We start from the raw sequence: 15111 nt of genomic DNA, 5'->3' as shown, positions 1-15111 counted from the left end.
CAACCCTCCTTCACGATGCGTGGGTGACGGCCGCCGAAGCTGCCGAAGCGGCGGACGGCTCGGCCGACGCGGCGGACCAGTACAGCTTGTCGCGGAGCGCATCGACGAGCGTGCCGAGGTCGCGCAGGTCGGCCACCGAGCCGAATACGATGAAATCCGGCCGCGCGAGATACGCGCCGATCCCGTGCGCGTGCATGAACGCGTGCTGTTCGCCGTCGAGGTCGACCACGGCATCCGGTTCGCTCACGTCGTCGGACAGCACGGCCACGCGACAGCCGAGCCGCGCAAGGAACGCACGCTGCGCGTCGTCGAGGTAGCGGGAAGGGTGTTCGCGTGCGACGAGCTGGAATCCGCGGCCGACCACGTCGTCGAAGCGGCCCTCGGCCGCGCCGCGGCGCACGCGCCCCTGCGGTGCGGGCGCGCCGGTCGTCGGCACGCGCGTGCCGTCGGCTTCGTCGTGCACGATGCCGTGCTCGAGCTTCGGGAACGGCGGCATCGGCGGCATGTTGCCGGAGCGGAAGGCCGCGTCGCGCTCGGCGACCTTGCGCGGGTCGTCCTCGTTGACCACCTGCCCGAGGAACAGCGACATCTGCGTGATCGCGGTCACGTGCGGGCGACGCTCGGCTTCGAACGTGTCGAGCAGGTCGTCGGACGCGCGCCCGGTCAGCACCAGGTCGAGCTTCCACGCGAGGTTGATGCCGTCGCGCATGCCGGAGCACGCGCCTTGTCCCATGTACGGCATCATCGTGTGCGCGGCATCGCCCGCGAGCAGCACGCGGCCGGCGCGCCAGCGTTCGGCCATGCGCGTCTCGAACGTGTAGACGACGTGGCGCAGCAGCTTCAGGTCGTCCGGGCCGTAGCCGTAGTGGTCGTTGAGCCACTTCCAGCCGGCTTCTTCCGTTTCCCATTCGGCGGTCGATTCGTCCGGCAGCACGCGCAGCTCGAACCGCGTGCGCTTCGTGCCGATCGGCATGTGCATGTACGCGCGTGCCGGATCGCAGTAGATCGTCGTGCGCGCACAGCCGTCGCCGAGATCGCGCTGGTTCTCCGAATCGAGATTGAGCCAGCGCTCGTTGTAGCCGAAATCCGACCGTTCGATGCCGAGCGTGCGGCGCACGAAGCTGTTCGCGCCGTCGGCACCGATCACGTAGCGGGCGCGAATCGCGCGCGGCTTGCCGGTCCATTGCGCGTCCTGGCTGCCGCGCGACGGATGCGCGGTCAGCGTCACGCCGTCGTCGTCCTGCAGCAGCGTATCGACTTCCCAGCCGCGCAGGATCGTCACCTTCCTGAACGTGCTGGCGCGCGCATCGATCGCGTCCTCGATGTCGGGCTGGTAGATCGAGATGTGCGCGGGGTAGCCGCACGCGCGGCCGGCCCAGTTCAGTTCGAGCAGCAGGTCGCCGTTCGCATCGCGGTAATGGTAGGTGTCGACGGCCTTCGCGTTGCGCAGCGCGTGATCGACATCGGCACTCGCCTGCACGATGCGCGCGGTTTCGCCGTCGATGTGCGTGAGGCGCGGCAGGCCGTAGGGCGTCGGCCAGCGTTCGACGACGATCACGCGATGGCCGGCGCGGCCCAGCATCGAGGCGGCGACGAGGCCGGTCGGGCCGTAGCCGACGATGGCGACGTCGTAGTGTTCGACGGTGCTGTCGCCGTGCGCGCTTGATTCGGTGTTCATGCGGGGTGTCTCCATGACGGTGTCTTTTGTTGGTTTGTCGTGTAGCCGGCTCAGCGCGCGGTCGAGCCGGGCAGGTTGCCGTCGAACGCGTCCTGCAGTAGCGCGCGCAGGCCGTCGCGTTCGATCGGGCGCGGGTTCCAGTACGGATTGGCGGCCGCGAGATCGGCGGCGCGATCGAGGTCGGCTTCCTGCATGCCGATCGCCTTCAGCGAGACCGGCGCGCCGTTGTCGAGCGCCAGCGCGTAGAGGCCGCGTGCGGCGTCGTTGGTGCCGATCGCGCGGGCGATCCGCCGCATCGCGTCCGGCGCGTGCGCGGCGTTGTACGCGAGCGCATGCGGCAGCACGACCGTGTGGGTCGGCGCGTGCGGCAGGTTGAAGCTACCGCCGAGCGTGTGACAGAGCTTGTGGTGCAGCGCCATGCCGACGTTGCCGAGCACCATGCCGCACAGCCACGCGCCGTAGAGCGCGTCGCTGCGCGCGGCGAGATCGGCAGGGTCGCGCCGCACGCCGGGCAGGCCGCGCGCGAGCGCGCGAATGCCTTCTTCGGCCATGAGACTCATCACCGGATTCGCGTTGTTCGCGTAGAGGCCTTCCGCCGCGTGCGCGATCGCGTTGAGGCCGCTCGTCACGGACAGCTCGACGGGCAGCGTGACGGTGAGCGCGGGATCGTAGATCACCGTTTTCGGCAACACGCGAGCGTCGGAGCCCGTGCGCTTGAGGCCGCCTTCGGTCAGGCCGTAGATCGGCGTCATCTCGCTGCCGGCGTACGTCGTCGGAATCGCGAGGATCGGCAGGCTGCTTTCGAGCGCAATCGCCTTGCCGAGGCCGATCGTCGAACCGCCGCCGATCGCGATCGCGCAATCCGCATCGCACGACCTGGCGAACGTCTGCGCATCGCGGGCGATCTCGATCGGCACGTGCATCGTCGCGCGATCGTACAGCCCGGCCGCGCGCGCACCGAGCCGCTCGACGAGGCGTTGCGCGAGGTCGCGCTGCTCCGGCGTGCAGAGCACGATCGCGCGTTGCGCGCCCAGTTCCAGCACTTCGCGTTCGAGATGCTCGAGGCTGCCTGCGCCGAAGATCACGCGGGCGGGGCGGGCCTGGTAGATGAAGTTCATGTCGTTGTTACTCCGTTGCGTAGTCGACCTGATGGCGCGCGATGCGCAGGCCCGTCAGTGCGTTGCGTACACGTGTGTGTTCAGGATGCGTCGCGTATGCGTCGAGTGCTGCGCGCGATTCGAAATCGGCGACGAGAATCAGGTCGCACGCGTGGTCGGCCGCGCTGAAATCCGCGCCGACTTCGAGGTGCGTCATGCCCGGAATCCGGCCGCGCAGGCTTTCGAAGGCGGTCTTGACGGTGGTGCGTGCCGCCGCGCGCTCGGGTTCGGTCGCGCCGGCGACGTTCCACATCACGACGTGGCGGATCATGCGGCGCGCTCCGCGGGATTGAGCACGAAGTCGTACTCGAGCGTGTAGAACGGCGTGTCCATGCGCGAGCCGTCCGGCGCGATGCCGGGCGCGTGCCGGACCCAGTCGGCGACGAGCGTCGACCGTACGCCGAACACCGCATCGGAGTCGAGATAGCGGTCGCCGTCGCGGAACACGTGCGTGATCAGCGTTTCGTAGCCGCGCGCCTCGATCATGAAGTGCAGGTGCGCGGGCCGCCACGGATGACGGCCGAGCGCGTCGAGCATCGCGCCGACGGGGCCGTCGTGCGGAATCGGATACGGCTCGGCGAGGATCGAGCGGAATGCGTAGCGACCGTCGGCATCGGTGCGCAGCCGGCCGCGCGCGCGGTGCGTGACCGAGCCGTCGTCGGCCGGAAGCTGCACGTCGTAGTGGCCGTCCTCGTCGGCTTGCCAGACTTCCAGCGAGGCGTGCGCGATCGGCAGGCCGTCGATGCCGCGCACGTGGCCCGACACGAAGCACGGCTCGCCGCAGGCGCCGTTCGCGATGTCGTCGAACATCCCGAAGTCGCGGCTGCCTTCGACGTAGAACGGACCGAATACGGTCGCCTCCGTGCAGCCGGCCGGCTTCGCGTGATTCTGCGCGGTGACGAGGGTCGACAGCCCGAGCACGTCGGACAGCAGGATGAACTCCTGGCGCTTGTCGTCGGTGATGTGGCCCACGGCCGTCAGGAAGCCGATCGCGGCTTGCCATTCGGCCTCGGTGAGCTTCGTCTCCCGGGCAAACGAGTGCAGATGCTGGACGAGGCTGGTCATCACCGTGCGCAACCGCTCGTCGCGACAGCCGCCCAGCGACGCGATCACGGCCTGTGTGATGGTGTCTTCGTTGAGATTGCGCATAGGGGGTGTCTCCTGATGTCGTTGGATAACGCGTTGACGTAACATTAATTCTTCCCCGGATCGTAAAAAAGAGGGTTTGGAGGAGTTTTGTTCTCCGCCAGGTGGAAGAATCGAACGCATGGACAAGTGGACGCAGATCGAATTTTTCGTGCAGGTCGCCGAGCTGGGCAGCCTGTCGAAGGCCGCCGAGCGGCTCGGGATGTCGAGCGCGGCGGCGAGCCGCTGCCTGAACGCGCTGGAGGAGCGGCTGGGGGCGCGGCTCGTCGAGCGCACCACGCGCCGCCTGTGGCTGACCGACGCCGGGCATGAATACCACCGGCGTTGTGTCGCGATCCTGATGGAACTGTCGGAGGCCGATGCGGCGGTCAACGAAGCGAGCGTCAATCCGGCCGGCACGCTGCGCGTGACCGCATCGGTATCGTTCGCGTCGATCTATATCGCGCCCGCGTTGCCCGAGTTCCATCGGCGCTACCCGAACCTGAACGTGCAGATCGTCGCGGCGAACCGCTATCCGGATTTCATCGAGGCCGGCATCGACGTGGCGATCCGCACGCGCGAGCATGAAGCGGATTCGGGCATCACCGTGCGCAAGCTCGCCGAGACGCGGCGCGTGCTGGCCGCGTCGCCCGGGTATCTGGCGAAGCACGGCGCGCCGGCGACGCCCGATGCGCTGTGCGACCACCGGCTGCTGGTCTACAACCTTGCGAACGATCCGTACGTGCTGCATTTCCGCCACGGCGCGAAGAAGCAGTCGGTCACGATCAAGAGCGTGCTCGATGCGAACGAAGGGCAGGTGATCCGCGCCGCGGCACTTGCCGGGCTCGGCATCCTGATCCAGCCGCTCTACATCATTCACGACGATATCGTCGCGGGGAAGCTGGTGCCGGTGCTCACCGACTGGCAACTGCCGGCGCTCACCGTCAACATCGCGTACCAGAGCCGCCGCCATCAGCCGGCGAAGATCCGCGTGTTCGCCGAGTTCCTGATCGAGCGCTTCGAACGCCTCGGGCTCGCGCGCAAATGGAAGGCAGTCGGCCGCTGATCGCAGGCCGGCGCTGCACCGTCGCGTATTTCTCCGTGTGACGGAGAACTGTTCTCCCGAACGTCGTCTTTTTCGCCGCTGTCGTGCGCTTTACATTGCGTCTCCCCGGGCCTGCGATGCCCGGCTCGCGATGACACGATAACAATCCGGTCTGGAGACGACATGAGATTCACCTTGCGACGGGTGCCGTTGGCACTCCTGATCGCCGGAGCCATTCAGGTTCCGGCGTCGGCCACGGAGAACGGGCAGATCAGCTATCCGTTCGGCGTCAACACGGTGCTGAACGGGCTGCTTCCGCCACCCGGCAACACGCAGTACTTCAACTATTCGCTTTACTACGCGTCGAACCGGTTCGCCGGGCCGGACGGCGGCAATGCGGTGCCGGGGTTCCACCTGAGCGTCGTCGCGGAAACGCCGCGCGTCGTTCACACCTGGGGCGCGACGCTCGGGCCGTTCTCGCTGTCGAGCAGCGCGATCGTGCCGATCGTGCATTTGCATCTGTCGGCGCCGGGCGGGACGGGAAACCGCACGTCGCTCGGCGACGTGATCCTCGAGCCGTTCATGATCAACTATGCGAACGCATCGAAGACCTTCTTCGCGTTCTTCTCGCCGTCGTTCGCGGTGCCGACCGGTGCGTATGCGGCGAACCGGATCGCGAACACCGGGCTGAACACGGTTGCGTTCCTGCCGTACGTCAGCACGACCTGGTTTCCGGGCCGCGACTGGGAGATCTCGACGACCACGCTGCTGGAGCTGAATTCGCCGAACCATGCGACGCGCTACCACTCGGGGGCGGTCGCCGTGCTCGACTACCTGATCGGCTATGCGATCGACCGGCGCGTGCAGCTCGGCGTGCAGGGCACGTTCCTGAAGCAGTTCACCGACGATACGCAGGACGGCGTCAAGGTCGCGTCGGACGGCTTTCGCGGGCAATCGGTCGCGATCGGCCCGCAACTGCGTGTCATGTGGGGGCCGGCGTCGGGCGTGGTCGTGAAGTACCAGCACGAGTTCGCGGTGCGCAACCGGCCGCAGGGCGACAAGCTGTGGGTGCAGTTCAGTTTTCCGTTGTAGGCGCGGCGTACGGCCCCGGCCGCGCACCCGGCCGGGACAACCTGACGAAATCCTGACGAATCAAGATGATATATTGTATCATCCGGGGTTTGCGCCACCGACGGGCCGGGCTGCCTGGCACGGCCGCGTGCGACGCCACCCTCCGAAGATCGATACGACGTGACGAAAACCAGACACACCCCGGCGCGCGGGGAGCGGCACCACGCCGCGTCGCGCCGGAACGCCGACGCCTGGCGCGTTCGCGCGGCCCGCGGCTGCACGACCCTGCTGGGCTGCGCGATGGCGAGCTCCGGCGCGTGGGCCGCCGAAGCGGCCGCACCCGCACCGGACGAACGGCATGCACTGCCGGCGATCAACGTCAGCGCGCCATCCGCACCGGCCGACCCGCTGACGCAACCGCTCGAAACCGGCTCGCGGCTCGGGCTCGCGAGCCTCGACACGCCCGCGAGCGTCGAGACGGTCACGGCCGACACGATCGACGCACGCGGCGATCGCACGGTGCTCGACGCGGTGACACGCACCGCGGGTTTCTCGAGTGCGATGGCGCCCGGCACCGGCGGCACCGCATTGAGCGTGCGCGGTTTCAGCGGGCAGGAATCGGTGATGACGCTGCTCGACGGCGTGCGGCTGATGCCGGCTGCCGGCACGATCACGTTCCCGTTCGATACGTGGTCGGTCGAGCGCATCGAGGTGCTGCGCGGCCCGGCGTCGGTGCTGTACGGCGAAGGGGCGATCGGCGGCGTGGTGAACGTGGTGTCGAAGCGGCCGCAGCGCACGCGCGAGACGACGCTGCAGGTCGGTGTTGGCCTGGATGGTGCGAAGCGCGCCGCGTTCGATACGACGGGCGCGCTCGGCCCGCGGCTGTCGTATCGCTTCCATGCAAGCGATGCGCGCGCGAACGGACTCGCCGAGCGGGCCGATACGCATACGACGGCCGTCGGCGGCGCGCTGAAGTTCGACGTGAGCCCGACGCTCACGCTGACGCTCGACTTCGACTACGGCCGCCAGATGCCGGCGACCTACTATGGCGTGCCGGCGCCGAACGGCGTGCTCGATCCGTCGCTGCGCAAGCGCAACTACAACGTCGCCGACGCGTCGATTTCCTATTACGACCAGTGGACGCGCCTGTCGGCGACCTACCGGCCGATGGCCGGCGTGACGATCGACAACCAGCTCTATTACCTGACGTCGAACCGCCAGTGGCGCAACGCCGAATCGTATGCGCTCGATGCCGCGACGGGGCGCGTCACGCGCGGCGACTATCTCGACATCGGCCACCACCAGCGGCAGATCGGCGATCGGCTGAGCGCACGCTTCGACGGCACGCTGTTCGGCCGCGCGAACCGCTTCGTCGTCGGCACGGAATTCAGCCAGATCACGTTCAGCGGCACCAACAATGCGCCGTACGGCGGCGAGTCGACGGTGCCCGCGCACGGCTTCGATCCCGGCGTGTTCACGAGCCCCGACCCGACGGTGCCGCAGTTCAGCACGCGCACGCGGCAGGCGGCGGTGTTCGCCGAGAACCGGCTCGAGGTGCTGCCGCGGCTCGCGTGGGTGAGCGGGCTGCGCTACGACCACATCGCGTTCAGCCGCGAGCAGGCAGCGACCGGCGCGGGCTTCGACAAGCGTTTCGCGAACGTCGGCTGGCGCACCGGCTTCGTGTTCGAGGTCGCGCCGACGCTCAGCGCGTATGCGCAGTACACGACGGGCGCGGAGGGCCTCGGCTCGCTCGTGACGCTGTCCGCGTCGCAGGCGGGCTACCGGCTCGCGACTGGCGAACAGTGGGAAGCCGGCGTCAAGCAGACGCTGCTCGACGGCCGCGCATTCTGGACGGTCGCCGTGTACGACATCACGAAGCGCAACCTGCTCACCACCGATCCGTTCAATCCCGCGCTGCGCCAGCAGGTCGGCCGGCAATCGTCGCGCGGCATCGAGCTGACGGGCGGCGCGCGGCTGCCGCACGGCTTGACGGTCGATGCGAACGTCGCGCTGCTGCGCGCACGCTATGACGCGTTCAACCAGAAGGTCGGCAGCACGACGGTGTCGCGCGCCGGCAATGCGCCGGCCAACGTGCCGCAGCAGACGGCGAACCTGTGGTTCGGCTGGGCGTTTGCCGAGCGCTGGCAGGCGAACGCGGGCGTGCGCTACGTCGGCGCGACCTACGGCGACGACGCGAACCGCGTGCAGGTGCCGTCATACACGGTGTTCGACGCGTCGCTGCGCTGGCAGCCGACGTCGCGCACCGAGCTGGCGCTGGTCCTGCGCAACCTCGCGAACCGCACGTATGCGGTGACGACGTCGAACGGCGGCGAGCAATGGCTGCTCGGCCCCTCGCGCTCGGCGGAGCTCGTCGCGACGATGCGCTTCTGATGCGGCACGGCGCGCGTCCCGTGATGCACATGCTCGACATCGAACGCGTGAGCTGGTCGCCCGGCGGCGCGATCACCGTGCTCGATTCCGTCACGCTGAGCGTGGCCGAAGGCGAGTTCGTCGGGCTGGTCGGCCCGAACGGCAGCGGCAAGACGAGCCTGCTGCGCTGCGTGTTCCGTTACGCGCGGCCCGACACCGGCCGTGTCGTGCTCGATGCGCAGGACGTATGGCGCATGCGGCCGCGCGCGGTCGCGCAGCGCATCGCGGTGCTGCAGCAGGAGACGCCGGACGATTTCGGGCTGACGGTCGACGAGCTGGTCGGCATGGGGCGCACGCCGCACCAGCGGCCGTTCGATGCGGAGACGGCGGACGATCGCCGGATCGTCGAATCCGCGCTGCACGACGTCGGCCTCGTCGAGCGCCGTGCGCAACGCTTCGCGTCGCTGTCGGGCGGCGAGAAGCAGCGCGCGCTGCTGGCCCGCGCACTCGCTCAGCAGCCCGAACTGCTGCTGCTCGACGAACCGACCAACCATCTCGACCTGCGCCATCAGCTCGAACTGCTCGCGCGCGTGCGGCGCCTCGGCATCGCGACGCTCGCCACGATTCACGACCTCAATCTCGCGGCCGCGTATTGCGACCGGCTCCACGTGCTCGCGCGCGGCCGGGTCGTCGCATCGGGCGTGCCGGCCGACGTGCTGACCGAAGCGTTGCTGCGCGACGTGTTCGGCGTCGCCGCGCTCGTCGATCGCCATCCCGTCACGGGCCGGCCGCGCATCACGCCGCTTCATCCGGAATGATTGCCATGCCGTTTCCTGTCTTGTCCCCCACGTTGTCATCTCTATCCCGCCGGCTGGTTGCCGCGACCGTGCTCGGCTGCGCGGCCGCTCAGGCGGGCGCCTATCCCGTCACCGTGCGCAGCTGCGATCGCGACGTGACGTTCGAGCGCGCGCCGACGCGCGTGGTGAGCAACGACGTGAACCTGACCGAGATGATGCTCGTGCTCGGCCTGAAGGACCGGCTCGTCGGCTACACCGGGATCGGCGGCTGGAAGACGGGCACCGCGCGCGTGCGCGATGCGCTGCGCGGCGTGCCCGAACTGGCGAGCCAGTATCCGTCGCTCGAGGTGCTGGCGGCCGCGCGCGCCGACTTCTATCTCGCGGGCTGGAACTACGGGATGCATGTCGGCGGCCCGGTGACGCCCGCGACGCTCGCGCCGTTCGGCATCCGTGCGTACGAGCTGACCGAATCGTGTTCGCACGTGATGAAGCAGGCAGCCGCGTCGTTCGACGACGTGTTCCGCGACCTGAACAATCTCGGCCGGATCTTCGGCGTCGACGCGCGCGCCGCGCAGGTCGTCGCGTCGATGCGCACGCGTCTCGCGGCGGTGTCGCGCGCGATCGGGCATCCGGAGCCGCTGCGCGTGTTCGTCTACGACAGCGGCACCGACAAGCCGATGACGGCCGGCGGGCTCGCGATGCCGACCGCGCTGCTGGCGGCGGCCGGCGCGCGCAACGTGATGGCCGACCTGCCGCGCAGCTGGACGCAGGTGAGCTGGGAAAGCGTGGTCGCGCGCGATCCGCAGGTGATCGTGATCGTCGACTATTCGGCCGTGACGGCCGCGCAGAAGCAGCAATTCCTGCTGAGCCAGCCGTCGCTCGCGCGCGTGGCCGCGATCCGCGACCGGCGCTTCGTCGTGATTCCGTACGATGCGGCGACGCCGGGCCCCGAGAACGTCGCGGCCGTCGAGACGCTGGCGCGCGCGCTGTATCCGGCCGCGTTCGCCGGGCCGGCGCGATGAGCATGCACGTGCGTGCAGCGCGGCCTGCCATGCGCGCGGTGCTGCCGGCGCTGGCGCTGCTGCTGATCGTGTCGATCGTCGCGTCGGCCGCGTTCGGGCCGGCGCCGATCGCGATGCCGGCGGCGGTGCGGATCGTCGCCACGCATATCGTGTCGGCGTTCGGCGAGGCCGGCGCGGTTGCGGCGGGGGCGGGCGACGACAGCATCGTCTGGCTGATCCGGATGCCGCGCGCGCTGCTGGCCGCGCTCGTCGGCGCGACGCTGGCGGCGGTCGGCGTGGCGCTGCAGGCCGCGACCGCGAACCGCCTGGCCGATCCGCACCTGCTCGGCGTGAGCGCGGGGGCGATGCTCGGCGCCGTCGCGGTCACCGTGATGGCCGGTGCGGCGTTCGGCCCGTTCACGCTGTCGGCTGCCGCGTTCGCGGGCGCGCTCGCGGCGACCGCCTGCGTCGTCGCGCTCGCTTACCGGCGCGGCCGGCTCGAATCGGACCGGCTGCTGCTCGCGGGCGTCTCGGTGTCGTTCATGATGGCCGCGTTCGGCAACTTGCTGCTGTATCTCGGCGACCAGCGCGCGGCGTCCTCCGTGCTGTTCTGGATGCTGGGCGGCGTCGGGCTGGCGCGCTGGGATCTGCTGCCGGTGCCGGCCGTCTGCGCGGCGCTCGCCGGCGGCGCGTTGTATGCGCGCCGGCGCGAACTGAATGCGCTGATGTCGGGCGATGTGGCCGCGGCTGCGCTCGGCGTGCCGAGCGGGCGGATGCGGCGCGAGGTGTTCGTCGTCGCGTCGTTCGCGACGGGCGCGATGGTGGCGGTGAGCGGAGCGATCGGCTTCGTCGGGCTCGTGACGCCGCATCTGTGCCGTCGCGTCGTCGGCGCCGAGCATGGCAGGCTGCTGCCGGTGGCCGCGCTGACGGGCGCGATCCTGCTCGTCTGGGCCGATGTGGCCGCCCGCACGCTCGCGGCGCCGGAGGATCTGCCGATCGGGATCGTGACCGCGATGTTCGGCAGCCTGTTCTTCGTCGCGCTGCTGCGCCGCCGCTGAGCGGCGCGCAGGTCAGGCGAGGGCCGCCGGGGCGCCGCCCGCCGCGCGCGTCATTGCCGGGGGAGGGCCATGCCGGTGCTGCCGCCGAACGCGTCGGCATGCGCGAGGGGCTCCGGCAAGTCGAACAGGTTGTCCGGCAGCGACAGCGCGGGCAGCGTGATCACGAAGCGTGCGCCGCCGAGCGGTGAATCCTCGAGCCGCACGTCACCGCCGTGCACCTGCGCGACGCGCCGCACGATCGCGAGCCCGAGCCCGAAGCCGCCGGTCTGCCGGTCGCGGCTGGAGTCGAGCCGCTGGAACGGTTCGAACACGCGGGCGCGTTCGGCGGCCGGAATGCCGGGGCCATCGTCGTCGACGCTCAACACGAGCGCGCCAGACGCGTTGCGCTCGGCGGCGAGCAGCACCGTGCGCGACGCATAACGCGCGCCGTTGCGGATCAGGTTCAGCAACGCGCGGGCGACCAGCTTCGGGTCGCATACGTGGGTCGCGGGCGCGTCGAGGGCCGACACGTCGAGCGTGATGCCGCGATCGACGATGTCGTTCGCGACGTTGCCGGCGACGCTGTCGAGCAGCGCGTCGACGACGACTTCCATCGGCGCGAGCTGGCTGGCACCCTGTTCGAGCCGGCCGATCGTCAGCAGCTCCGTGACGAGCTCGTCGAGCTCGCGCACGTCGCGCCGCAGCGCGTCGCGGCGTTCGCGCATCCGGGCCGTTTCGTCAGGCTCGGCGAGCAGCGCGAGCCCGAATTCGAGCCGCGCGAGCGGCGTCTTCAGTTCGTGCGAGATGCCGTGCATCATTTCCCGCTGCTGCTTGATCGACGCCTCGATGCGCTCGGCCATGTCGTTGAACTGCTGCGACAGCTCGTAGATGTTCGACTTGCCGGACAGTTTCACGCGCGTCGACAGCGTACCGGCGCCGAATGCGCGGGCGGCTTCCTGCAGCCTGCGCAGGTCGCGCCAGTGATAGTGAATCCACAGCACCACCGCGAACAGCGTGCTGAGCGCGAGCAGCATGTATGCATAGATCCTGATGTCGAGGCTGAATGCTTCGATCGGCCGCGCATGCAGCACCGAACCATCCGCGAGCGGCATGTAGTAATCCTTCGCGTCGTAGCTGATCGCGATCAGGCCGGCGTCGAGATCGCGCAGCGGCTCGCCGCTCAATTGCGCGCGGGCGGTGGCCATCGGCATGAAGTCGAACCGTTCGTTGCCGTGCTTCGCGAGCTCGCGCAGCGCCACCTTGCGCTGCTCGCCCGGATGGCGTTCGAGGTAGTCGTTCAGCACGAACGCGTAGGTCGTCAACGCGTCGCGCTCCGCCTGCGCGCTGCGATCGTAGAAGATCCGGTCGAACGACAGCTGGATGAAGATGATCGACGCCGCGACGAACAGGATCACGACGAGGTACAGCCGAATCAATGGGCGGAGCATTTATTCGTCCCACGCGGAAGGGCTGAACAGGTAGCCGCGGCCCCAGATCGTCTTGATCTTGTGCGGCTCCGACGACGCATCCTCGAAGCGGCGGCGCAGCTTCGAGATGCCGGAATCGACCGAGCGGTCGAGCCCATCGAACTCGATTCCGCGCAGCTGCTTCAGGATGTCGTCGCGGCTCAGCACGGTGCCGGCCGCGCGCGCGAGGATCAGCAGCAGGTTGAATTCGGCGGTCTTCAGGTCGACCGGCTCGCCGCGCCACGTGACGGTGCGGTTCGGCGGCGAGATCGCCAGTTCGCCGAACACGAGCGCCTCGGGCGCGGCCACCGGCGCTTCCGCGACGGCCGGCTGCGCGCGGCGCAGCAGCGCGCGGGCGCGGGCGACCAGCACGCGCGGTTCGATCGGCTTCGTCACGTAGTCGTCGGCGCCCGTCTCGAGGCCCGCGACCTGGTCGTAGACATCGAGGCGCGCGGTCAGGATCAGCACGGGGACGTTGGTGAACGCGCGGATGCGCCGGCAGACTTCCATGCCGTCGAGGTTCGGCAGCATCAGGTCGAGTATCACGAGGGCCGGCTGGTGCTCGCGCACCGCGGCGACGGCGAGGTCGCCGCGCCGGACGACCGTCACCGTGAATTCATAACCGTCGAGGTATTCGCGGACGAGCTGCGCCAGGCGGTCGTCGTCCTCGATCAGCAGTACGCGGTATTTGAGCGGATCTTCGTTCATGGTCTCGTCAATGTGCACGCGCCGTTTCACACCCGGGCAGGCCGGTGCGCGGCGCGGCACGCGAATTCTATCCGGCGCATCGAAGGCCGGGGGAGCGGGGCGACAATCTCGAACAATCGAACACAATTGAGCACAGATTCCCCGAATATTCAGGACAGTCGCGGCGCGGGGCGACACCTAGACTGCGGGCTCCGTCACTTTTATCTCAATATTGTGCGCCCAATACTCCGCCGCTACCGCTATTGCATGCCGCTCGCCGGCCTGACCCTTGCCGCCGCCGCCCACGCGGAAAACCAGTATTCGCTGTCGCTGGGTGGCGGTATCGCGCCGCGCTACCCGGGCAGCAACCAGTCTCGCGGCGTCGTCGCGCCGGGGTTTGCCGCGAAGTTCGGCAATGGCTTCTTCATCGACAGCACCCAGGGCGCCGGTTACCGGCTGGACTTGCCGCACGGCGCGTTCGTGTCGGCGGCGGTGAGCTACGACGTGGGTCGAGCCGACGAGAACCGCCTCGACATGCCGGGCTCCGATTACCTGAAGGGCATGGGCCGGGTTCCGGGCTCGGTGCTGGTCGGCGTGCGCGCGGGCGTGACGCTGTTCAACGCGGCAGAATTGAGCGTCACGATCGACACACCCGTGACGCACACGTCGCGCGGCGTGTCGGGGCACATGGATCTCGCGGTGCCGGTGTTCAAGACCGCGCAGCACGAGATCATCGTGACGGGCACCGTGCACGCGGGCTCGGGGCGCTACACGCAGACGTTCTACGGCGTGACCGATGCGCAGTCGATGACGAGCCGGTTCCGCCCGTATTCGACGCGCGGCGGGATCGACAGCGCGTCGATGGCGCTCGCGTGGAACTGGACGCTGTCGCAGCACTGGTCGGTGCTCGCGACCGGCGGTGTGACGCGGCTGCTCGGCCGCTACGGCGACAGCCCGATCGTCCAGTCGCGCAGCAACTACTACGCCATCGCGGGCGCGACCTACAAGTTCTGAGCGAATCGTCGCGGCATGCATCGTGTGGCGCAGCCGGCCTGCACGTGCCGTCACGCCGCGCGGCGTGCGGTAACATGCAGGCGGCTTCGGCGGCAGGCCGAACCCGCGGCTCGGACATGCGAAATCGGCGTGGCCCGGGCGCGCGGACCGAACATGCATGCAACGCCCGGTCGGCGGAAACCCCGCACAGGTTCCACCGGGCGCAACAGGGAGTATCCGATGAAGAAGACGATCGCGGTGATGATGGCGCTGGTTGCGGGCGCAACGTTTGCGGGATGCACGGACATGAAAACGAAGAATGCGACCGCGGGCGGCATGGTGATGAATGGCGAGCCGGCACGCACGTCGCAGGCCTGCAAGGCGGACGCGGGGCCGGACGACGCGCTGGTCGGCAAGACCGAGGCCGATGCGGCGGCGCAACTGGACGGCTGCCTGTGGCGCGTGCTCGAGCGTGACGGCAAGTCGTTGCCGGGCACGATGGATTACCGGCAGGAACGCCGCAATCTCGGCATTCGCGACGGCAAGGTGATCTGGGTGCGGCGCGGGTGAGGGGGTGGCCGGTGGCGGCGTGCGTGCGGGTACACGAGCGCGCGCCGTCGACGTCGCGCTATCCGGACCGGGTGGACGACATGAACGCGCCCAAGCTGCCGCCGACCGTGGCGT

14 protein-coding genes are annotated in these 15111 nt (G+C 69.3%); 8 read left to right on the top strand and 6 right to left on the bottom strand.

Translation table 11 applies throughout. The features are described from left to right. Nucleotides 1-10 precede the first annotated feature (10 nt). Genes LGM89_RS16000 through LGM89_RS15985 form a run of 4 tightly spaced genes read right to left on the bottom strand, consistent with a single transcriptional unit; the run spans nucleotide 11 to nucleotide 3984 of the window. Complete coding sequence (locus LGM89_RS16000) at nucleotides 11-1678, bottom strand: bifunctional 3-(3-hydroxy-phenyl)propionate/3-hydroxycinnamic acid hydroxylase (protein ID WP_226273398.1); 1668 nt, start codon at nucleotides 1676-1678, stop codon at nucleotides 11-13. Between the two features lie 50 nt (nucleotides 1679-1728). Next, nucleotides 1729-2796, bottom strand: a complete 1068-nt coding sequence (locus tag LGM89_RS15995) for a maleylacetate reductase (protein ID WP_226273397.1) — start codon at nucleotides 2794-2796, stop codon at nucleotides 1729-1731. 7 nt (nucleotides 2797-2803) lie between these two features. Beyond that, nucleotides 2804-3106, bottom strand: a complete 303-nt coding sequence (locus LGM89_RS15990) for a Dabb family protein (protein WP_226273396.1) — start codon at nucleotides 3104-3106, stop codon at nucleotides 2804-2806. Continuing rightward, nucleotides 3103-3984 carry an intradiol ring-cleavage dioxygenase gene (locus LGM89_RS15985; RefSeq protein WP_089494603.1) on the bottom strand — a complete coding sequence of 294 codons (882 nt, stop codon included), beginning with the start codon at nucleotides 3982-3984 and terminating at the stop codon, nucleotides 3103-3105. The genes LGM89_RS15990 and LGM89_RS15985 overlap by 4 nt, the downstream gene beginning before the upstream one ends. Nucleotides 3985-4102: 118 nt before the next feature. Between LGM89_RS15985 and LGM89_RS15980 the strand changes: the two genes are divergently transcribed. The 6 genes from LGM89_RS15980 to LGM89_RS15955 all read left to right on the top strand — a co-directional run bounded on the left by LGM89_RS15980 (nucleotide 4103) and on the right by LGM89_RS15955 (nucleotide 11302). Then, a complete protein-coding gene (locus LGM89_RS15980; RefSeq protein ID WP_226273395.1) occupies nucleotides 4103-5026 on the top strand; it encodes a LysR family transcriptional regulator in 924 nt (307 codons plus the stop codon). Nucleotides 5027-5188: 162 nt separating this feature from the next. Next, nucleotides 5189-6097, top strand: coding sequence for a transporter (locus tag LGM89_RS15975; protein ID WP_226273394.1), 909 nt, complete (start codon nucleotides 5189-5191; stop codon nucleotides 6095-6097). 279 nt (nucleotides 6098-6376) lie between these two features. Continuing rightward, on the top strand, nucleotides 6377-8467 hold the full coding sequence (locus LGM89_RS15970) for a TonB-dependent receptor (protein WP_226273642.1): 2091 nt from the start codon (nucleotides 6377-6379) through the stop codon (nucleotides 8465-8467). Next, entirely contained in the window at nucleotides 8467-9264 is a 798-nt protein-coding gene (locus LGM89_RS15965; protein ID WP_413227474.1) for an ABC transporter ATP-binding protein, read from the top strand. The genes LGM89_RS15970 and LGM89_RS15965 overlap by 1 nt, the downstream gene beginning before the upstream one ends. Before the next feature lie 5 nt (nucleotides 9265-9269). Continuing rightward, entirely contained in the window at nucleotides 9270-10265 is a 996-nt protein-coding gene (locus LGM89_RS15960; RefSeq protein ID WP_413227467.1) for an ABC transporter substrate-binding protein, read from the top strand. Next, complete coding sequence (locus LGM89_RS15955) at nucleotides 10262-11302, top strand: FecCD family ABC transporter permease (protein ID WP_226273392.1); 1041 nt, start codon at nucleotides 10262-10264, stop codon at nucleotides 11300-11302. Before LGM89_RS15960 ends, LGM89_RS15955 begins: the two co-directional genes overlap by 4 nt. Nucleotides 11303-11352: 50 nt before the next feature. Here the strand turns inward: LGM89_RS15955 and LGM89_RS15950 are convergent, their stop codons facing one another. Both LGM89_RS15950 and LGM89_RS15945 read right to left on the bottom strand, forming a co-directional pair. After that, entirely contained in the window at nucleotides 11353-12729 is a 1377-nt protein-coding gene (locus LGM89_RS15950) for an ATP-binding protein (protein ID WP_226206590.1), read from the bottom strand. After that, nucleotides 12730-13455, bottom strand: a complete 726-nt coding sequence (locus LGM89_RS15945) for a response regulator (protein WP_089472565.1) — start codon at nucleotides 13453-13455, stop codon at nucleotides 12730-12732. 246 nt (nucleotides 13456-13701) lie between these two features. Here LGM89_RS15945 and LGM89_RS15940 point away from each other — a divergent pair, with 246 nt between their 5' ends. Together LGM89_RS15940 and LGM89_RS15935 are read left to right on the top strand one after the other, a co-directional pair. Continuing rightward, entirely contained in the window at nucleotides 13702-14448 is a 747-nt protein-coding gene (locus tag LGM89_RS15940; RefSeq protein ID WP_226206693.1) for a MipA/OmpV family protein, read from the top strand. Nucleotides 14449-14667: 219 nt separating this feature from the next. Further along, nucleotides 14668-14997, top strand: coding sequence for a hypothetical protein (locus tag LGM89_RS15935; RefSeq protein ID WP_089494611.1), 330 nt, complete (start codon nucleotides 14668-14670; stop codon nucleotides 14995-14997). Nucleotides 14998-15111 lie beyond the last annotated feature (114 nt).

This window comes from Burkholderia sp. AU31624 (genome assembly GCF_020420065.1).
In the GTDB taxonomy this organism is placed as follows: Bacteria; Pseudomonadota; Gammaproteobacteria; order Burkholderiales; family Burkholderiaceae; genus Burkholderia.
Note: the sequence above shows the minus strand (reverse complement) of the source record. Positions and strands in the feature narration are given on the sequence as shown.